This window comes from Vibrio sonorensis, assembly GCF_001854765.1.
Taxonomy (GTDB): domain Bacteria; phylum Pseudomonadota; class Gammaproteobacteria; order Enterobacterales; family Vibrionaceae; genus Vibrio; species Vibrio sonorensis.
Window position 1 is genome coordinate 82562 of the sequence record NZ_LJJE01000035.1, and the last position, 21031, is coordinate 103592.

Annotated in this window: 14 protein-coding genes and 3 pseudogenes; 9 read left to right on the forward strand and 8 right to left on the reverse strand. The window is 45.2% G+C overall.

Annotated features, from left to right (window positions below):
- The first annotated feature begins 205 nt into the window (after window positions 1-205).
- Both cysS and BLO31_RS06390 read left to right on the forward strand, forming a co-directional pair.
- Window positions 206-1588 carry a cysteine--tRNA ligase gene (gene cysS, locus BLO31_RS06385; RefSeq protein WP_070963656.1) on the forward strand — a complete coding sequence of 461 codons (1383 nt, stop codon included), beginning with the start codon at window positions 206-208 and terminating at the stop codon, window positions 1586-1588.
- A 59-nt stretch (window positions 1589-1647) separates the two neighbouring features.
- The gene (locus BLO31_RS06390; protein WP_070963658.1) at window positions 1648-2226 is read left to right on the forward strand and encodes a thymidine kinase; all 579 of its coding nucleotides are present in this window, start codon (window positions 1648-1650) and stop codon (window positions 2224-2226) included.
- A 75-nt stretch (window positions 2227-2301) separates the two neighbouring features.
- On the opposite strand, the gene infA is transcribed toward BLO31_RS06390, so the two are convergent.
- The 3 genes and pseudogenes from infA to aat form a co-directional block, all read right to left on the reverse strand.
- Window positions 2302-2520, reverse strand: a complete 219-nt coding sequence (gene infA / locus BLO31_RS06395; protein ID WP_001040192.1) for a translation initiation factor IF-1 — start codon at window positions 2518-2520, stop codon at window positions 2302-2304.
- 79 nt (window positions 2521-2599) lie between these two features.
- Window positions 2600-3297: pseudogene (locus tag BLO31_RS06400) on the reverse strand (arginyltransferase).
- Complete coding sequence (gene aat / locus BLO31_RS06405; protein ID WP_070963661.1) at window positions 3297-4016, reverse strand: leucyl/phenylalanyl-tRNA--protein transferase; 720 nt, start codon at window positions 4014-4016, stop codon at window positions 3297-3299. Before aat ends, BLO31_RS06400 begins: the two are co-directional and overlap by 1 nt.
- 17 nt (window positions 4017-4033) lie before the next feature.
- On the opposite strand from aat, the gene BLO31_RS06410 reads away from it, so the two are divergent.
- Window positions 4034-4495: an outer membrane lipoprotein gene (locus tag BLO31_RS06410; protein ID WP_070963663.1), complete on the forward strand. Its 462-nt coding sequence runs from the start codon at window positions 4034-4036 to the stop codon at window positions 4493-4495.
- A 111-nt stretch (window positions 4496-4606) separates the two neighbouring features.
- Entirely contained in the window at window positions 4607-5887 is a 1281-nt protein-coding gene (gene aroA / locus BLO31_RS06415) for a 3-phosphoshikimate 1-carboxyvinyltransferase (RefSeq protein ID WP_070963666.1), read from the forward strand.
- A gap of 117 nt (window positions 5888-6004) precedes the next feature.
- Here the strand turns inward: aroA and BLO31_RS06420 are convergent, their stop codons facing one another.
- A complete protein-coding gene (locus tag BLO31_RS06420; RefSeq protein WP_070963668.1) occupies window positions 6005-6256 on the reverse strand; it encodes a YciN family protein in 252 nt (83 codons plus the stop codon).
- Window positions 6257-6629: 373 nt separating this feature from the next.
- Here BLO31_RS06420 and topA point away from each other — a divergent pair, with 373 nt between their 5' ends.
- On the forward strand, window positions 6630-9260 hold the full coding sequence (gene topA / locus BLO31_RS06425) for a type I DNA topoisomerase (RefSeq protein ID WP_070963671.1): 2631 nt from the start codon (window positions 6630-6632) through the stop codon (window positions 9258-9260).
- 47 nt (window positions 9261-9307) lie between these two features.
- Here the strand turns inward: topA and pyk are convergent, their stop codons facing one another.
- The gene (pyk, locus tag BLO31_RS06430) at window positions 9308-10750 is read right to left on the reverse strand and encodes a pyruvate kinase (RefSeq protein WP_070963674.1); all 1443 of its coding nucleotides are present in this window, start codon (window positions 10748-10750) and stop codon (window positions 9308-9310) included.
- Window positions 10751-11027: 277 nt separating this feature from the next.
- Between pyk and mlc the strand changes: the two are divergent.
- The 4 genes and pseudogenes from mlc (at window position 11028) to BLO31_RS06450 (ending at window position 15136) form a co-directional block, all read left to right on the forward strand.
- Window positions 11028-12244: pseudogene (mlc, locus tag BLO31_RS06435) on the forward strand (sugar metabolism global transcriptional regulator Mlc).
- Window positions 12245-12603: 359 nt separating this feature from the next.
- Window positions 12604-13551 (forward strand): chemotaxis protein CheV, encoded by a 948-nt coding sequence (locus tag BLO31_RS06440; RefSeq protein WP_070963676.1) that lies wholly within the window; start codon window positions 12604-12606, stop codon window positions 13549-13551.
- A 554-nt stretch (window positions 13552-14105) separates the two neighbouring features.
- Window positions 14106-14762: a GGDEF domain-containing protein gene (locus BLO31_RS06445; RefSeq protein ID WP_070963679.1), complete on the forward strand. Its 657-nt coding sequence runs from the start codon at window positions 14106-14108 to the stop codon at window positions 14760-14762.
- Complete coding sequence (locus tag BLO31_RS06450) at window positions 14756-15136, forward strand: BLUF domain-containing protein (RefSeq protein ID WP_070963682.1); 381 nt, start codon at window positions 14756-14758, stop codon at window positions 15134-15136. The genes BLO31_RS06445 and BLO31_RS06450 overlap by 7 nt, the downstream gene beginning before the upstream one ends.
- Window positions 15137-15376: 240 nt before the next feature.
- Here BLO31_RS06450 and BLO31_RS06455 read toward each other — a convergent pair whose 3' ends face one another.
- The 3 genes and pseudogenes from BLO31_RS06455 to BLO31_RS06465 all read right to left on the reverse strand — a co-directional run bounded on the left by BLO31_RS06455 (window position 15377) and on the right by BLO31_RS06465 (window position 21028).
- The gene (locus tag BLO31_RS06455; RefSeq protein WP_070963684.1) at window positions 15377-16528 is read right to left on the reverse strand and encodes a winged helix-turn-helix domain-containing protein; all 1152 of its coding nucleotides are present in this window, start codon (window positions 16526-16528) and stop codon (window positions 15377-15379) included.
- A 17-nt stretch (window positions 16529-16545) separates the two neighbouring features.
- Window positions 16546-19616: pseudogene (locus BLO31_RS06460) on the reverse strand (error-prone DNA polymerase).
- An 11-nt stretch (window positions 19617-19627) separates the two neighbouring features.
- Window positions 19628-21028: a Y-family DNA polymerase gene (locus BLO31_RS06465; protein ID WP_070963687.1), complete on the reverse strand. Its 1401-nt coding sequence runs from the start codon at window positions 21026-21028 to the stop codon at window positions 19628-19630.
- Window positions 21029-21031 lie beyond the last annotated feature (3 nt).

The following is a 21031-nucleotide window of genomic DNA, read 5'->3' on the forward strand; positions in this document are numbered from 1 at the left end:
TCGCGTTTAACGAACTTTGTCTTTCAAACGCAACACTCACTAGATTCTAACGTAACTTTTTATACTTTTATATCCGAAAAGTTGATTAAGCTGGTATGCAAACGGGTTTGTTGAACATTTAATGCCCACTTCGGGGATTACTTAGCTCTTGCATCTTGATATACTCAATCCCCATTTCGTTTCACCTGATATTTAGATAGAGATCATGTTAAAAATATACAACTCGCTCACCAAACAGAAAGAGGAATTCAAACCAATCGAAGCCAACAAAGTTGGTATGTATGTTTGTGGGGTGACCATTTACGATCTCTGTCATATCGGTCATGGCAGAACGTTTGTTTCTTTTGATGTAGTTTCGCGCTACTTGCGCTACTTGGGTTATGACTTGACCTTTGTTCGCAACATTACTGATATTGATGACAAGATCATCAAGCGCGCAGCGGAAAATAACGAGTCTTGTGACGCGTTGACAGAGCGATTGATTGGCGAAATGCACGCCGATTTCGACGCGCTAAATATGAAGCGCCCAGATGTTGAGCCAAGAGCGACAGAATACATCACCGAGATTATTGAACTGGTTGAACGCCTAATTAAAAAGGGCTATGCATATGTTGCCGACAATGGTGACGTAATGTTTGAAGTGTCAGAGTTTGACGATTACGGAAAGCTGTCTAAGCAAGACCTCGACCAACTTCAAGCGGGTGCGAGAGTCGACATTGAAACGGCAAAACGCAGTCCTTTGGATTTTGTGCTTTGGAAAATGTCTAAACCAGGAGAGCCGACGTGGGAATCGCCTTGGGGACCAGGTCGTCCGGGTTGGCACATCGAATGTTCAGCGATGAACTCGTCAATTCTTGGCAATCACTTTGACATTCACGGTGGCGGTTCAGATCTTCAGTTCCCTCACCACGAAAATGAAATTGCTCAGTCTTGCTGTGCTCATGACACCCAGTACGTCAATACTTGGATGCACAGTGGCATGGTGATGGTGGACAGAGAGAAGATGTCTAAATCCTTGGGCAACTTCTTTACTATTCGCGACGTGTTAGGACACTATGACGCAGAGACGGTACGTTACTTCCTTATGTCTGGTCACTACCGCAGCCAGCTAAACTACAGCGAAGAAAACTTGAATCAAGCACGCGCTTCGCTAGAGCGTCTATACACCTCACTGCGAGGTCTTGACTTAACGATTCCCGCTGCTGGTGGAGAAGAGTATATTTCTCGCTTTACGGCTGCAATGAACGACGACTTCAATACACCTGAAGCCTACTCAGTGCTGTTTGACCTTGCCCGTGAAGTAAACCGAATCAAAGGCGAAGACCTTGAAAAGGCGAGTGCACTAGGTTCGGTAATGCGCGAGCTAGCAGACGTTATCGGTATTCTCTACCAAGAACCAGAAGCTTTCCTAAAAGGCGACAGTGGAAACGATGACGAAGTTGCGGAAATCGAAGCTTTGATTAAATTGCGCAATGACAGCCGTGCGGCAAAAGATTGGGCTAACGCTGATATGGCGCGCGATAAGCTTAATGAAATGGGTATAGTGTTAGAAGATGGTCCAGAAGGGACCACTTGGCGTCGTAAGTAATATTTGTTTAAAGGGCTGCTTGCAGCCCTTTCTCTTTTTCTCTTTTTAAGGCAATTTCAGTGGCACAGATGTACTTCTATTACTCTGCGATGAACGCGGGTAAATCCACCACACTTTTACAATCATCCTTTAATTACCAAGAACGAGGTATGAACCCACTTATCTTTACCGCAGCGCTAGATAATCGCTATGGAGTGGGTAAGGTAAGTTCGCGAATTGGCCTTCAATCTGAGGCTCAATTGTTTGGGTCTGATACTGATTTGTTCAAAGAGATAACGGCCCTAAACGACGTTGAGAAGCGTCACTGCATCTTAGTGGATGAGTGCCAGTTTCTCTCTAAGCAACAGGTTTATCAACTGACTGAGGTCGTAGATAAGTTAAACATCCCAGTGCTTTGCTACGGCTTGCGCTCCGACTTTCAAGGTGAACTGTTTGAAGGAAGTCAGTACTTATTGGCGTGGGCAGACAAGCTGATTGAGCTAAAGACGATTTGCCATTGCGGTCGTAAGGCGAACATGGTGATTCGAACCGATGAGCACGGCAACGCAATCAAGGAAGGGGATCAGGTTGCTATTGGTGGTAACGAGCGTTACGTTTCGGTTTGCCGACAGCACTATAAAGAGGCTCTGGGTAAATAGAGGTTTACCTGCGCTTCAATAGACGCAAAAAACGGAGCATGTGCTCCGTTTTTTGTTGTATTCGAAAATCAGAGATTAACGAGCACGGAAGACGATGCGGCCTTTTGATAGGTCGTATGGAGTCATCTCTACAGTTACTTTGTCACCAGTAAGAATACGGATGTAGTTCTTACGCATTTTGCCTGAGATGTGAGCTGTTACTACGTGACCGTTTTCTAGCTCAACACGAAACATGGTGTTTGGTAGAGTATCAAGGACCGTTCCTTGCATCTCAATTACGTCTTCTTTAGCCATTTAATCCTCTTTCTAAAATGGATGTTTCAACGGTCGAACAGTGCCGTCAAAACCGAATTGTGTAAAGTTGGGGCGTATTCTACCCTTGCCAAGTTTGATTTACTAGCCTTTGATAACGCTGAAAGCGCACTTTGTAGTTCATGGCTGGGCATTCATCAATTTGATAACCAAGGTAAAGCCATTGTTTTCCTTGGGTTTTGCACAATTCTATTTGGTATAAAATCCCCAGCGTACCCAGTGAAATTGGTACATGGGGTCAAAAAAAGTGTAGAAGGCGCTCGCACTATTGGACATGATGTCTGTCACGGCAATGGCGATGAGTTTGTCGCCATCGTAAACGTGTAAATATTGGGTATTTAACCAGCCACATTGAGAAAATTGGTAAAATTCTTTTTTTCTGGGAGGGTACATAGTCCCCGTTGAATGCCTTTCTTCAATGTATCTCGAATAGAGATCAAACCATGTCGAGTCCAATTGTTCTCTTAATTCCCATCTCAGACCTTGAGACTTACCCAGCAGCCTTTTCTGACTTTTGCTGGGAAGAAAGTCGGGGATAGATATGCGAATGGCTTGGCAAGCACTACAAGAGTCGCAGTGGGGCTTATAGATGGTGTCTCCGCTTCGACGAAACCCATTGGCGAGTAATACTTCATAGCTGGAACCGCAGTGCATGGTTGCATCAAGCGCAACGGCAACGCGTTCCTTTCGCTCTGGCAAATAGCTACAGCTATGGCTGTCAGTAAGGCCAATTCTAATCTGTTGTAAATCGGAGCTCATCATATTTCTTTAACTGGGCTGCTTAACCATTGAGATATAAAGCACTTTTCATTTATCGTTTTGTTCTTTAAGGATAGCAGGGATTTGAGAAAGTCTTCTCTTTCCATAGAAAAAGCCCCGAGAGAGGCAAGGTGATCATTCATGATCTGGCAGTCAATTAACTGACCGCCACATTGGGAGAAGTGATGGCTGAAATACCATAGAGCAATTTTAGAGGCGTTGGTTTTTAGGCTGAACATGGATTCACCGCAAAACAAGCCTCCAACGTTTATGCCGTACAATCCCCCAACAAGCTCATTCTCTTGCCATACTTCCACTGAGTGACAATGTCCCATACGAGCAAGCTTCTGATAAGCGTCAATCATGCTGGGAAGGATCCACGTCTCTTCAGCGCTTCGCGTTGAAGCACAAAGTTCTATCACTTGGTTTGTCGCGCGATTGATTGAGACTCGGTACTGGGCTTTTCGCTGAAATTTTTTCACACTTTTAGCGGGTTTGAATGTCTTAGGATCAAAGACAGCGCGGGGAGCAGGGCTCCACCAAAGAATAGGTTCATTGGCGCTAAACCACGGAAAGATGCCTCGATGATAGGCGGCGAGAACTCTTTCTGGGCTTAAATCACCGCCAAAGGCGAGAAGACCGTTTGGATCGTCCAGTGCTTCGAAAGGTGAGGGGAACCAGTCTTTATCTTGAGTTAACTCGGTCAAATAAATAGCCATATACAGGAGAGCACAGTATGCAAAAGAAATTATGGGTAGTGATCTTATTGATTTTTCCTCTCTTTGCCAATGCCGCGTATCAACGCAATCAGGCACGTCCAGTGAACCAGGTCGTATTTGGCCAAGTAGAAGCGGTGCGCTACATCACCCAGGAAGAAGTGATCCGTTCAGAACACAATGGTTGGCACACTTTTCTAGGGGCCGTGGTTGGCGGATTAATAGGCCATCAGTTTGGCGGAGGAAGTGGTAAGCAAGTAGCAACGGCTTCGGGAGCGATCATAGGAGCGGGGATAGCAAAGTCGAGTTCAGAAAGGGATTACCGCGTTGAATATCAGTTAGTTGAGCTGCTAATTCGAACAGAAAAAGACGAACTGATCAATGTCATACAAGATATGGATAACACTATGCTATTTAAAAGACAAGATTCGGTGCGAATCCTCTATTTTGATGATGGGGTGCGCGTGGACAAAACTTTGTGATAAAGCTCAATTTAGGGTGGTGTTGAAGAGCGAATTTCGATAGTCTGCTGGTACGAAGAATTATTGACGCTGCCCGTAGTGACGGCAGTGGATCAAGGACTATCAACTTTAATGGAAAGCCTTACGTTACAACCTATTTCTAAAGTCTCTGGTCAGGTAAATTTACCTGGCTCAAAAAGTGTATCTAACCGTGCATTGCTCCTAGCGGCACTGGCAAAGGGCACGACTCGTCTAACTAATCTTCTCGACAGTGATGACATTCGTCATATGTTGAATGCATTGACCAAACTCGGCGTAAACTATCGCCTTTCCGACGATAAAACTGTTTGCGAAGTGGAAGGTTTAGGCCGTCCATTCTCTGTGCAAGAATCGGCAGAGTTATTTTTGGGCAATGCGGGTACTGCAATGCGACCTTTGGCTGCGGCTCTGTGCCTTGGTGAAGGTCAGTACGTACTGACTGGCGAACCCCGAATGAAGGAACGCCCAATTGGTCATTTGGTTGAAGCTCTGCGCCAAGCGGGAGCTGAAGTGAGTTATTTAGAAAATGAAAACTACCCGCCACTTAAAATTCAGGGCACTGGCCTTAAAGGCGGTGAGGTTTCCATTGATGGTTCAATTTCCAGTCAGTTTTTAACTGCATTTTTGATGTCTGCGCCTTTGGCCGAAAGTGACGTCACGATTAATATCGTTGGTGATTTGGTTTCTAAACCTTATATCGATATTACGTTGCACATCATGCAGCAGTTTGGTGTGGAAGTAGAGAACCAAAACTATCAACGCTTTGTTATTCAAGCGGGACAATCTTACCAGTCTCCGGGTGACTTTTTGGTTGAAGGTGATGCTTCATCGGCATCGTACTTTTTAGCCGCCGCAGCGATCAAAGGCGGAGAAATTAAAGTGACGGGAATTGGTAAAAAGAGCATCCAAGGCGATGTTCAGTTTGCGGATGCACTGGAAAAAATGGGTGCGGAAATCGAGTGGGGTGATGACTATGTAACGGCAAGAGCGGGTGAGCTTACCGCTGTTGATATGGACTTCAACCACATTCCTGATGCTGCGATGACAATTGCGACCACCGCACTTTTTGCCAAGGGTACTACTGCGATCAGAAACGTGTACAACTGGCGAGTAAAAGAGACCGACAGGCTGTCAGCGATGGCGACTGAGCTACGCAAAGTTGGGGCTGAGGTAGAAGAGGGTGAAGACTATATTATTGTTACCCCACCAGAGACGTTAACCCATGCTGCAATCGACACTTACGACGATCACCGTATGGCTATGTGTTTCTCTTTGGTTGCACTGAGCGATACGCCGGTTACTATCAATGATCCAGGCTGTACTTCAAAGACCTTCCCTGACTATTTTGACAAGCTTAAGTCACTGAGTCAGTAGGTATTCGCTCAAAAATAAAAGCTTGCCATCGGCAAGCTTTTTTAATGGGAAAACGTAAGATAGATAAACCCCTAAACTAGAGTGGGGTTTGTCGTGACGGATGCGAAGGCGCCAGGGTTACTCACCTTGCAGGGTAAATTCTTTTGATAGGTGATGGGCCAGATACTTAAACATGTTAAAAACCGCGGTTGTGTTGGTAGTAGGCAATCCATTGTCGTCTAGAAAGTAGTTGCCTTTAAAAACTAATACGCCTTCTTTTTCCTCGACTGAATCAGCGCGCATGCCTTCAATGTAGTCATCGTGCTCTTGGATAATCTGATTGGCAATTAGCAGCAGATCGAAAGTTGAGATGGTTTTTTTGTCGCTCATAACGGTTCTCTTTTCTTTAAACTGCATCGATTGTATTTGTGAAATGAGAAATTTCAATCACATATTCTGCTCGTGTTTTGTGATCCGCGGCTTAAATTTGTTCTATGCTCTTTTGGTCGAAGAAAGGTCACATATAGTATGTGGCCTCTTTGGCAGTCCCAAGTTTTCACGAGAGCAAAAAACGAAAAAATCCTATTCCTTGAGAATGTTTGGGCAATCACTGGCAGGCGATGATTTGTCGACCAGTCAGATTTTATTTTAAAAAAAGATATTGATCTTCTTCGATTCTCGCTCAATAGTAAAAAAAGAAGCAATATTTGAAGTATGTTGTTCGATAAAATCGCAACAATGATAAAGGGCATTTGAGTCAACTATGGGTAAGTCACTCGTTATTGTCGAGTCTCCAGCGAAAGCGAAGACCATCAATAAATATCTGGGCAAAGACTTTATTGTTAAGTCCAGCGTAGGCCATGTGCGTGATCTGCCTACTGCAGGTCAAAGTACAGGGCAAAAAGCCGCCGCCGTATCCACTAAGGGATTAAGTGCAGAAGAAAAAGCGCGAATTAAAAAAGAGAAAGACCGCAAAGCACTGATCAAAAAGATGGGCATTGACCCTTACGACGGTTGGGAAGCAAATTATCAAGTTCTGCCCGGCAAAGAAAAAGTCGTGGCGGAGCTACAAAAGCTCGCAAAAGACGCGGATAGCGTCTACCTAGCAACCGATTTGGATCGCGAGGGAGAGGCTATCGCTTGGCACCTTCGTGAGATCATCGGTGGCGATGAGGAGCGATATAAACGCGTTGTATTTAACGAGATCACCAAAAATGCGATTCAGCAGGCTTTCGAAAAACCGGGCGAGCTGAGCATGGATGGCGTAAACGCCCAGCAAGCACGTCGCTTTATGGACCGTGTTGTTGGCTTTATGGTGTCCCCACTGCTTTGGAAAAAGGTGGCTCGTGGGCTTTCAGCAGGTCGTGTTCAATCGGTTGCGGTCAAACTACTGGTAGAGCGCGAGCGTCAAATCAAGGCGTTTATTCCTGAAGAGTTTTGGGATATCCATGCGGATACAAAAACTCAGGACAAAAATGATTTTCGCCTGCTAGTTGCGCAGAAAGATGGCGTAGCGTTTAAGCCTACTAATCAGACAGAAGCAGAAGCGGCGGTATCTGTGCTCAATGCGGCGCGCTATGAAGTGTGTAAGCGCGAAGACCGCCCAACGAGCAGTAAGCCTTCGGCACCATTTATAACTTCGACGCTTCAGCAAGCGGCGAGTACGCGACTGGGCTACGGCGTTAAGAAAACCATGATGCTAGCTCAACGCCTATACGAGGCGGGCTATATCACTTATATGCGTACTGACTCAACGAACTTGAGTGCGGAGGCCGTTGACGCTGTTCGCGACATGATCGTTAGTGATTTTGGCGATGCGTATCTCCCAGCAAAACCAAACAAATACGGCAGCAAAGAGGGAGCTCAAGAGGCGCACGAAGCGATTCGCCCTTCTGACGTGAGTGTCAAAGCAGACGACCTACAAGGTATGGAAGCTGATGCTCATAAGCTGTATGCACTTATTTGGAATCAGTTTGTTGCTTGTCAAATGACACCAGCAAAATACGATTCGACCACCGTCAGTGTTAAAGCCGATGAATATACGCTAAAAGCGAAAGGTCGCATCCTTAAGTTTGATGGTTGGACTCGTGTTCAACGTCCACTGGGTAAAAACGAAGATCAAATTCTCCCAGCCGTGCAGGTAGGAGATACGGTCGAGCTTGTAGCCCTAGACCCTAAGCAGCACTTTACTAAGCCACCTGCGCGCTTTACCGAAGCCGCGTTGGTTAAAGAACTGGAAAAACGTGGTATTGGTCGTCCTTCAACCTACGCTTCTATCATTTCAACGATTCAAGATCGCGGTTATGTAAAAGTCGATCAGCGTCGATTCTATGCAGAAAAAATGGGTGAAATCGTTACCGACCGATTGGATGAAAGTTTTATCGATCTGATGAACTTTGATTTCACCGCGCGTATGGAAGAGAAGCTTGACCAGATCGCTGATGGCGAAGCGAATTGGAAGAAAGTACTCGATAACTTCTTCTCTGACTTTACTGGTGATCTAGAAAAAGCGGAGCAAGATGAAGAGCACGGCGGTATGAAGCCAAATCATATCGTAGTGACTGATATCGAGTGTCCAACTTGTGGTCGTCCGATGGGGATTAGAACCGCTTCTACCGGTGTTTTCTTAGGTTGTACGGGTTACGCTTTACCACCAAAAGAGCGTTGTAAAACCACTATTAACCTCGGCGATGAAGAGGGCATCATCAACGTTCTTGAAGAAGATGTTGAAACTGCTGCTCTTCGTGCTAAAAAGCGTTGTCCGATTTGTGAAACGGCAATGGACGCTTATCTAATTGACGAAAAGCGCAAACTTCACGTATGTGGTAACAACCCTAATTGTGAAGGCTATATCGTTGAAAAAGGCGAGTTTAAGTTAAAAGGCTATGATGGCCCTGTTGTTGAGTGTGACAAGTGCGGCTCTGACATGGTGTTGAAAAACGGTCGTTTTGGTAAATACATGGCATGTACAGATGAGAGCTGTACCAATACTCGCAAGATCCTCAAAAATGGCGAGGTTGCGCCACCAAAAGAAGATCCGGTTCACCTTCCAGAGCTTGCTTGTGAAAACTCAGAAGCCTACTTCGTATTGCGCGATGGTGCATCAGGACTGTTCTTGGCGGCTAGCACGTTCCCGAAATCTCGTGAAACGCGCGCTCCACTTGTAGAAGAGTTAGCTCGATTCAAAGATCGCATATCGCCTAAGTTCCATTATTTGGCAGATGCGCCAACCCACGACCCAGATGGAAGACCAACGGTTGTTCGCTTTAGTCGCAAATCGAAAGAGAACTACGTACGTTCAGAAATTGATGGCAAGCCTTCTGGTTGGACTGGTCTGTACATTGACGGTAAATGGGAAATTACCGACAAACGCAAAAAGCCAAAAGCAAAATAGCAAAAAGCCAGTCGCGAGACTGGCTTTTCTCTTTTCTATAGACTGATCTACGCAGATAGAATACGCATGCAGTTGGTTGAACCAACGACATCCATTACGTCGCCTTGGGTCGTTATGACCAGATCGCCACTGTCGAGCAAACCTTTCTGTTTTAGCGCTTCAACTGCAGCTTTGGCAGTGGATAACCCCGCATCGCCATTAGAATCGAAGTAGACGGGAAATACGCCGCGATACAGAGCGATTCGATTCAAGGTTGATTCATTTCTCGATAACGCAAAGATGGGAAGACCAGAACTCAAGCGAGACATCATAAGAGCGGTGCGGCCCGATTCTGTTAAAGTGATGATACCTTTCACTCCGCGCATGTGGTTAGCCGCAAACATGGTCGACATGGCTATGGTCTCTTCTGCGGTTTCAAACACGTGGTCCATTCGATAGCTTGAACGGTTGATCGATGCCATCTTTTCCGCGCCCACACACACATCGGCCATTGAACGAACGGTCTCCAGAGGGTATTTCCCAGCCGCCGTTTCACCAGATAGCATAACGGCATCAGTGCCGTCTAATACCGCATTGGCAACGTCCATGACTTCTGCCCGTGTCGGCATCGGGTTTTCCATCATTGACTCCATCATTTGTGTTGCGGTGATAACGGTTCGGTTTAAGCTTCTAGCGCGGCGAATAAGCTGCTTTTGTACACCGACGAGTTCGGGGTCTCCAATTTCGACTCCTAGGTCACCACGAGCGACCATAACCGCGTCAGAGGCATAGATGATATCGTCGATGTTCTCTTCTGTCGCAACGGTCTCTGCGCGCTCTACCTTGGCGACTAGCTTAGCCTCTAGCCCAGCATCGCGAGCTAAACGTCTCGCGTACTTCATATCTTCGCCATTGCGCGGGAAAGAAACCGCGAGATAGTCAACCTTAAGTTCTGCGGCCAATAAAATATCGCGCTTGTCTTTTTCAGTAAGTGCGTCTGCCGACAAGCCGCCACCCTTTTTGTTTATCCCTTTGTTGTTTGACAGGGCACCGCCAATCGTAACAGTCGTGTGAACTTGGCTACCACTCACGCCTGTTACTCTTAGTTGAACGCGTCCATCGTCGAGAAGAAGAGTATCACCGGCTGAGACATCTTGAGGGAGTTCTTTGTAGTCCAAACCCACGGCTTTGTTGTCCCCTTGGCCTGCGGGAAGTTCGCTATCTAAAGTAAAAGCATCCCCTTCGTTAAGGGTGACTTTACCTTCTTTGAAGGTGGAAACTCGAATTTTGGGGCCCTGTAAATCCCCAAGTATCGCAATATGTGTTCCTAGGGTCGCTGCAATGTTGCGAACTCGATTGGCTCTTTGCTTGTGATCTTCAGGTGTGCCGTGAGAAAAGTTCATACGAACGACATTCGCGCCGGCCTTAATGATCGATTCTAATATTCCCTCTGGGTCGGTCGAAGGCCCGAGTGTAGTAACAATTTTTGTTCTTCTCTGAATAGAGGTCATGCTGCTCTCCTTGGTATCGCATTGAGTAAAGTATACGCGAGTTAAACGAGAATGCAGTGGTTGGAACGTTTTAATAACGAAAGAAAAAACCGAGTAGCAGAAGATATTTGATTGCGCAAAAAAACAACGTTATAGATGGAGGAAATCCTTCGTAATATGACTACAAACACAAACATCTATGTTTAACCGTGATTCTTGTCACGGCGATTTATCAAAGGCCTTCACAATTACTTCGCAAAGTAAAAAAATTAGTCGTCGTTGAATTTCGGAGCACTCTATGTACATGGCGCAACCAGGTCATATTGATCATATTAAGCAGGTCAATGCTGGCCGTGTATATAAATTGATAGACCAAAAAGGCCCTATTTCACGTATCGATCTCTCTAAACAAAGTGAGCTGCGCCCGCCAGTATTACTAAAATCACCCGAGAGTTAATCGAGGCCCACCTCATTCACGAAACGACAGTACAAGAAGCGACAAGTCGTGGTAGACCGGCAGTTGGCCTACAAGTAAATAACGAAGGTTGGCAGTTTTTGTCTATGCGTTTAGGCCGTGGGTACTTGACCATCGCCCTACATGAGTTGGGTGGCGATGTGCTTATCGATACCAAAATCGATATTCACGAAATCGACCAAGATGATGTGTTGGCAAGGCTACTGCACGAAATCGACGAGTTCTTTCAAACTTATTCCGACCAACTCGACAGGGTTACTAGTATTGCGATTACCTTGCCGGGTTTAGTCAACTCAGAGCAAGGTGTGGTGCTACAAATGCCCCATTACAACGTTGAGAATCTTGCTCTTGGCCCAGAAATTTACAAAGCGACTGGCTTGCCTGTATTTATCGCTAATGACACTCGTGCTTGGGCTTTGGCCGAAAAATTGTTTGGTCACTCTCAAGAAAACGAAAACTCAGTACTGATCTCGATCCACCACGGTTTGGGGGCTGGTATTGTTGTGGATGGTCGTGTTCTGCAAGGTCGTCACGGCAACATTGGTGAACTTGGCCATATTCAGATTGATACAACAGGTGACCCTTGCCACTGTGGGAATAGGGGATGTTTAGAAACCGTTGCTAGTTCCCAAGCCATTCGCGAGCAAGTTAGAAAGCGTATTCAATCGGGAGAAGCATCAAGCCTGTCCGAGAAAGAAGAGATTTCAATCGAAGACATCTGTGAAGCGGCGGCCAATGGCGATCCGTTGGCGGTAGATGTGATTGAGAGATTAGGAAAATATTTAGGTTCCGCAATTGCGATTGTGATCAACTTGTTTAACCCAGAAAAGGTGTTGATTGGCGGCGTGATTAACCAAGCTAAGAATGTGCTTTATCCAGCGGTACAAAAATGTATCGAAGAGCAGAGCTTACCCGTCTACCACAAAGATTTAGAGTTGGTTGAATCGCGGTTTTATAAGCAAGCAACAATGCCGGGTGCTGCCCTTGTTAAACAAGCCTTATACGATGGGTTATTATTAATGAAAGTGATTGAAGGTTAACATTTATTCAATTCGCTTAACTGTTTGTTTTTACAAGTGGCCCGTATAACCTTATGGTTGTACGGGTTTTTCATTTTTTGTGCTGTGAATTTGAAATAGGTTGGATAGATCCTATTTACTGAATGACGTTTGCATAACCTGCTGGTATGTTAGGTTATTGATCATGTGAGCAATCTGTTGTTTTTTTTGTGGTGAATGGTAGGTCAATTAATATCTTGATGCTGTTAGGCTAACTAACTGAATTCTTGATGATGTATTGATACGGTTGAGATTCACTAAGACGAAGTCAATGGTTGCCGCTTGTCGCCAATCGTTAAAATAGACTATTTTTGTATAAACATATGTGATCGGGAAATCTTATGTCCGGAGTTTTGAATACGGTAGACCAGCGTACAAATCTGGTAGGTGAAAACCGTCTGGAGCTGTTACTGTTTAGCCTAAACAGTCGTCAGGTGTTTGCCATAAACGTATTTAAAGTGCGCGAAGTGATCAAAGTGCCGCCGCTGACCAAAATGCCGGGAGCTCACCATCATATTACTGGTGTTGCATCTTTGCGTGGTGCTTCGGTTCCAGTTATTGATTTGAGAGCGGCAATCGGCTTTCCTCCCTCTCGCCAAGAAGACATTGAAGAAAACCTAATCATCACCGAATACAATCGCACGGTTCAAGGTTTTCTCGTCGGTCAAGTGAGAAACATCGTCAATACGGCTTGGACCGAAATTCAGCCACCGCCAAAGACAGCGGGTAGAGCCAATTTCCTTACTGCTATCACTCAGATTAAAGAAGGCGACCAAACTGAAATTGTTGAGATCATCGATGTCGAAAAAGTGCTGGCAGGTATCATCGACTACGACGTGTCTATCTCTGATGGCGTATTGGACGAAGAGCTTATGGCTCAGATGGTCGGCCGCAATGTGTTAATCGTCGATGACTCTTCAACGGCGCGCGCTCAGGTTCGCGGTACGCTGTCTCAGCTCGGTTTGAATATCATAGAGTGCCGCGATGGCTTAGAAGCCTATACGCTCCTCAAGAAGTGGTGTGACGAGGGTAAAGTCGTGACAGAAGAACTACTGATGATGATCACCGACGCAGAAATGCCAGAAATGGATGGCTACAAGCTCACTTATGAGGTGCGCAATGACGATAGAATGAAAGATCTCTATGTCACGTTAAACACTTCTCTTAGCGGAAGCTTTAACGATGCGATGGTGAAAAAAGTCGGCTGTGACCGCTTTATTTCTAAGTTCCAGCCAGATTTATTGGTCGAAGTGGCACAAGACCGTTTGAGGCAGGTGCTAAGTCAATAATATCGCCTAATAATTAAGGGACAGCTCGCTGGTTGGCTGATAGTATGTTCACCTTCAACAAAGGTCACCATTTAATGATATGGCTTAGCTCGAAAGTCGTGATGACTCTGGGGTTGATCGTTTATAAGAAATGGAAAGCGAAATAAGCGCAGGACGAGCAAGACATTCGTTAACTCACGCATAAAAGGAGCTTAGGCTCCTTTTCTAGTTTTTAAATCCGCCTTTAATTAATGTTAAGTTATTAATTAACTTAGTATTGTCGGTGGTTTTTACTTCAGTTTCCTTTCTAATTTTTCTGCCTTAATTGCAAAATTAACAGTGTTTAATATTTACAATAACGCAGATATCCTTTCTGTTTGCTATGTTGATAAGACCGCGTTAACCATTTTTAATGGGTAAGTTGTTTTTTCCAAACAAAAAAACAGTCAAATTAAAGCTAAATAAACATATATTACAAAGAGAAATATACACAAATCTATTATTAATAGCGGTTGGTTTTTTTATTAATATCTTAAACCTATAATGTATAGATGGCGCAGCTAGAGTGTTGAAATATGGAAGTCATTAAAGAAGCTTTTTTATTGGAACTTGAGTCTTATATTAAAGTGGGTGACTCGTCCAATTTAAATAGGCTTGTAGAAGTCTCATGCATCGAATCTGAAGAAGATGCAGAAAGGGTACTTGGAATCATATCGCCGAGTAGCACAAAAGAACAATTATCCCGTGGCTCAATGTTTTTGTATCTTCTGTCAAGAGATCAGTATGCACAGAAGTATATTGACACGCTGACTGGTTTCCATACTTTCAATTATCTTAAGTATATTGCAGATAAAATAAGACTGACTCAGTTTCAGCTGTTTTTCTTTGATTTGGATAATATGAAAAGTATTAATGATAATTTAGGTCATGATCAAGGAAATAGGCTGATCCAGTACTTTTCTATTGCACTTAAAAATAGCTTTAGGAACACAGATTCGCTTATACGCTATGGAGGAGATGAGTTTGTGGTTATTGCCCATCGCGGCAATCTTAAAGACTCCGAAGTAGAACGTCGCATTCATCAAGCAATCAGTGAGTTAAAGTGTCCTTTCCCTATCTCTTTCTCGTTCGGTTCTGCTCACAACACCGACAAGTGTTTGATGAAAGCCTTAAAAAAAGCAGACGAATCTATGTATCAAATGAAAAATTTAAAAAGGTTATCTTTATGTTGAAAGTCATACTTTATACAAGTGATGCCAAATTGGAAAATGTTGAAATTGACATACTTATCGATAAGGCTAGGGTGAAAAATAAAAGGCTGGGCATCACTGGGTTTCTTGTTTGCCACCTCAATGGATTTATACAGTTAATTGAAGGTGAAGAAGAAGCGATAGATGGCTTAATGAACGAAATCAGTGCCGATGACAGACACTCTAATGTGCGCATAAAAGAATCGTCGTTTGCTGAACAAAGAAAATTCCCTGATTGGGAGATGGGGTTGATGACAATCTCCGATACCGAGCCTTATTACAATCAAAGTGAAGGTGAATCTTTAGTCGAAATCTTTTGCAAAAATGTCAATGGAACTTTGGCTGAAATCGCCTAAATACATTGACTAAGTAACTCATATTTATGATTTTTATTAGGCCTATTATCTCCCGGCTTGCTCTGTTAAGTTTCACTTGGCTAATTGAGAAAGCAAAGGTGGAGTCATAGGCCTGATTGTATTTAATCTGACCTTTTTCCCTAAATTAACACGGTTTTTATCTAACAAGATTATGGTGACAAGTTTGGTCATTATAGTGGTAAGTACTTTTGTTTTGCTGAATGGTTAGTTCGGCGATGATCATTTCCAGCTTACACTTTCAATCGCGTAACTTAGGCATTGATTGAAATTGGCAAAGTTCTCTAACTCCTTGCCCAAAGCTTCCATAAAGGCATCTCTGTCTTTCACACTGGTTTCAACAAATAAACGCATCACGTTAAGGCACGACGCCTTGTTGTCCACTTTGCAGTCTGCTCTGGCTACAAGAGTGCCCTCCCATAATATCGGCAGGCAAAAATAACCGTACTGTCTTTTGGCTTCGGGCACGTAACACTCCAGCAAATATTCGAAGTTAAAGATGTTCTGAGCGCGTTTTCGCTGGATTAATAAGTTATCAAATGGCGACAGTACTTTGGCTTGTTTGCGGTTTAAGCGCTTATCTAGTAATTCTAAGGACTGGGTACAGGCAAAAAACTCACTTCCAGCCACGTTTATCCGCTCAACTTTGTTATCTTCAATCAGCGTGTTTAAAGCATTAGAGGCGAGTAGTTTGACGTGTTTTAGTAAATAGGTCATTTCCGCTAGGTTGCCAAAACCGTGGGAGCGAAGATAACGCATGACCAAAAATTGCCCATACTCTTCTGCTGTGGGCTGCGATGTATCAAGTTGATCAGGCAGTACTTTCTCTGTTAACTGATACACTTTGTGAAAATTTTTGCGCTCAGAGATCATCAGTTCTCCTTGCATAAAGAGGCACTCCAACGCTTGCTTGGTCGGTTTACTCCCCCAGCCTTGTTTGTGAGTACGCTTCGAATCGAAGTCTTTAGCCATTAAAGGCCCTTCGTTATCAATCCTACGCAGTATCTCGTCCATCAAAGTCTGATCTTTGTTGTACCAGTGCTTTTGTTGACCAGTCTTAAGTGCTTGTTTTCTTGGTAAAGTGTAGCGATATTCGCTCATAGGCAGGTATGCTGCTGCGTGTGACCAATACTCGAACACCTCTTTATTGGCGACAAGTGCGTCGAGGTGTGCAGGCTGGTACCTTGGGTTTCGACTCCACAGTGTATGGTGATGAGCCCGTTGTACTACCGAGATGGTATCGATTTGCACATATCCTAACTGTTTAAAGACGTTAAGGGTTTGGCAATAGGCGGTACCTTGTTTTTTTGTGGTTGGCAATCCCTGACAGTGTAACGCCAGCTTTCTCGCTTGTGGTATCGATAGTGTGGTCATAACATTCCGTTGATGAATTAGTGAAAATCTCGAGACTTGCTTTGCAGTCCTTCAAGTTGATGAGTGAGGTCAATTAAGCGACCTGCAATCACATGGATGACTTCGCCTTCTCTCTCTAACACCCCTTTTATCATGAGTACTTTAGCCGTCAGGTAGGCGTTCTTCTGGGCGCGTGATGTTGCTCGCCAGACCACGACGTTTATGTTGCCTGTATCATCTTCTAAAGTAAAAAAAGTCACACCAGCGGCGGTTCCGGGGGACTGCTTACCAGTGACGATACCAACTACCGTGACTAAACTCCGGTGGGAGTGGTTTATTAAATCTTTCATTCGAGTAAATCGGCCCAATTTACCCGCTTGCTCTAACAGAGTGATGGGGTGGGTATGCAAAGAAAGCCCTGTAGAAGCGTAATCCTCAATCAGCGTTTGCACATCCGTGGGAGCTTGAGGGGCAAAATCAGAATCGGCTTGTTGATTTTGAAACAAGGGCAAGTCGGTGACCGAATCCATCATTGCCCAACGAGTTTGAAAGCGGTTATTAGCAATTTTGTGCATGGCATTGGCCGAGGCTAAGCTTTCCAGCTCTTTTTGGTTTAGGCCTATATGCTTAAGCTGAGCAGGGTGCCGATAGCCTTCTTTAGGGCGCGCTTGTAATAGCTGGTTGACGCCATCTTGCGATAACCCTTTTACCTGTCGAAAGCCAAGCTGGATCGCTAATTTGTGCTGATAATGGATGACTTGATGGTCATAGACAGAAGCATTGATGCACACGGGTAAAACGACAACTTGATGTCTACGCGCATCCTGTATCAGTTGTGAAGGACTGTAAAAGCCCATGGGAAGACTGTTGAGGAGTGCGGTGTAAAAAGCTTCAGGGTAATAATGTTTGAGCCAAGCGGAACAATAGGCCAGTACGGCAAAAGAGGCAGAGTGGCTTTCGGGGAACCCGTACTCACCAAAGCCACATATTTGGTCGAAGAGCCTTTGGGCGAACTCTTGTTCATAGCCACGCTCTTTCATACCGTTGATCAGCTTGTCTTTGAATTTTGCTAAATCGCCACTCTTTTTCCATGCCGCCATCGCGCGTCGAAGCTGGTCGGCTTCCCCTCCGCTAAAGCCCGCCGCTACCATTGCCAGTTTGATCACTTGTTCCTGAAAAATGGGAACACCCATAGTGCGGCTTAGCACTTGTTTTACCTCTTCTGATGGATAGGTAACGGGCTCGTCGCCATTGCGCCTTTTTAAAAACGGGTGGACCATGTCACCTTGAATAGGGCCGGGGCGAACAATCGCAATTTGGATAACCAGATCGTAATAGCAAACAGGGCGAAGACGAGGCAACATGCTCATTTGTGCGCGTGACTCAATTTGGAATACTCCCACGGTATCGGCTTTTTGTATCATGCCGTAAACATTAGGGTCATCTTGCCTGCGTGTGATCTCGGCAATGGAGAGCTTTGGACCGTGAAACCGTTCTACTAATGCAAAGCATTTTCGTATTGCCGTCAGCATTCCTAGCGCCAGTACATCGACTTTTAACAATCCCAGACTTTCTAAATCGTCTTTATCCCATTGGATCACGGTACGGTCAGCCATTGCGGCATTTTCAACGGGCACGAGTTCGTAGAGTGGGCCTGAAGAGATAATAAAGCCTCCAACGTGCTGGGATAGGTGGCGAGGAAAGCCTAAAATTTCGTTAACCAGTTGGATAAACTGCTGACCTTTTAAAGAGTCGGGGGCAAGGCCGAGTTCGACAATCTGAGCTTGCCAGCCTAACCCTCGATCTCGGCGATTGACGTTTTTAATAAAGAAATCGAGCTGACTCTCTTCGATGCCCAAGGCTTTACCCACATCTCGTACAGCGCTCTTAAAGCGGTAAGAGATAACAGTGGCAGCAAGAGCAGCCCTTTCACGGCCGTATTTCTGATAGATATACTGAATGACCTCTTCACGCCGCTCGTGTTCAAAGTCCACATCGATATCGGGCGGCTCATCCCTCTCTTTACTGATAAAACGTTCAAACAAAACCGAGATTTGTCTCGGATCAACGGAAGTGATTTCCAGACAGTAACAGACCACTGAGTTAGCCGCAGAGCCACGACCTTGATAAAGAATGTTCTGCCTTTTGGCAAACATGACAATATCGTGGATGGTCAGAAAATAGAAAGGGTAGTTAAGCTCTTCTATCAGAGTGAGCTCTTTTTCTATGGTGGCGTGAATCTCAGCAGGGACACCTTCGGGAAACCGAATTCGCTTTCCCTTTTCAACTAAGTCCCTCAGATAAGACATAGGCGTGTAGCGTCGGGGATAAGTTCACTGGGGTATTCATATTGCAGCATACCTAAGTCAAACTCGCAGCGTTTGGCAATGCTGACGCTTTCAGCCAGCCACTCAGGTTTAAACAGATGACTGAGTTTTTGTATGTTGCGCAGGGCCCGCTCAGTATTCGACAGACGCTCCAAACCGAGTTTAGTGATAGCAGTACCAAAGCGAATTGCGGTTAATGTGTGTTGCAAGGGAAGGCGAGTCGCATTGTGCATGAGCACACCACCACAAGCGGTAATCGGGATAGAAAGCTCTCTGGCGAGGTACTGGCAATGCTCTAGGTACTCTTGGTCCTTGTCGCCAAGGTGCCTTTGTACTCCTAGCCAGAGTCGGTGCTTGTGGTGTTGGCCCAGCCAACTTCCCCACTGATGGTCACTCTCTTTGTGACAGGGTAGCCAGAGAACAAAGCAGTGACGCAGTGACATCAAGTCCCATTCTGATAATTGATATTGCCCTTTTTCACAGCGGCGTCTCGCGTTAGTGATGATTCGACATAGTTCGGCATAAGCTTCGCGATTGGGACAGAGCAGTACCACCTGACATTCATTGTTGAGCCAAAACATACTGCCGACCACCAGTTTTGTCGCTAGCTGGTGGTCTTTAATGGCGGTGTAGGCACGAACCACTCCGGCAACAGAGCATTCATCGGTGATTGCGAGCGCACTGTAACGAAGAAAATCCGCCTGTAAAATCAGTTCTTCCGCGTGGGAAGCGCCAGTAAGGAAAGAGAAATTACTCTGACAAAAGAGTTCAGCATATTTCATTACTTCACACCCTAGCTAAATTGCCCATGGATAAACCAATGTTTCTGTTGATTGCGGAATACCCATAACCAGCGTCCCTGCGAACTGCGAGCGATAAAGTAATCACGGGTGACATCATGGCCGTCCCACCATCCAGTAACAATACGTTCAGGCCCAGAGGTGAGAGAGACCTTCTCCTCTAAGGGAATGGGAGTTGGGAGTAATAGGCTTGGGCGCAGACGAGAATGCTCTTTTGAACAAGAGACGGGTTTAGTTGGATCTTGGAGTAAGCTTGCTAACTCAGGCCTTGGATCGTGATTGTACTGTATCTTTGCCACCTGAGTTTCTCCAAGCTTAGCTTGTAGCATGGCGACGAGCTCCAGTTCGCTCTGCTGGCCTTGATGCCCAGAAAACATATCTTTGCCAGTGGCTTCTAACTCCCCACAACGCAGAACATTGAGTGTTATACCTTGAACGGCTTCATCTAACTGTACGGACTCCATAGTAAGCTGAGTCAATGTGGACCACCTCTGTTGACGATATTCTCCAGCGGCAGACGTGACACGAATTTTGGTTGGATCTGCCTCTCTATGATGCAGGCTAATCTCCAGTTCATAGCCGACAAAATTACGCATGATCAGGTAGTTTTCTAACTTGTTAAGTAAGGTTTGAATGGGTTTTTCTAGCCATTGTAAGTTATCTATCTCATAAAGCAGTTCTAGATAAGAAGAGAAGGCTTGAGGCGGGTGATAAAACTGCACGGGATGTTTGAATTGTCCCAACAGTCGGCCAGTGTAGTTAACTAACTCAATATCAAAGCGTCTGGCAATATCTTGTAGCGGTAAGTCGAGCAATTCAGCAAAAGTTTGGATACCGATACGACTGAGAGCATCGACCTGTTTGTCAGTGAGCTCACTGGCGGTGATAGGATGACGTCGTAAATCGGTAAGCATCTTTTCTTTGTTGTCGGTAATGGTGTTATACGACGATTTGGCCAACAAAATAGCGGATAGCGGAGAAAAGCCAGTGGCAAATTGATAGCGCACGGGTAGGGCAGAGAGCTGCTGTTTTATCTGCTGCCAGTATGAGGGTAAATCACCGTATAGCGTTAGCATATTACTGGCTTTTAGCAACAAACCTTGCGGAGGAGAGAGCACAATATCGGATGTCACCAGATAGAGCCATTGCGCAAGTTCCAGCAGGGTGTTGTGCTCAGCCTTGGGTTCATAGACGTGCACTTGAAGATCAGGGCACAGCGCCGCGGCGCTGCCCAGCCCGATACTATTTTTGATGCCCTGAGCACTGGCGGCTTGATTGTGCTGCACAATGCGATGGGTATACTCGGCGACTAGAACTAATGGACTCTCTTTCGCTTCAGCATACAGGGAGTCCAGTTGCAGCATAGGAAAATGTAAATAGAGCCACAAAGTCATCGC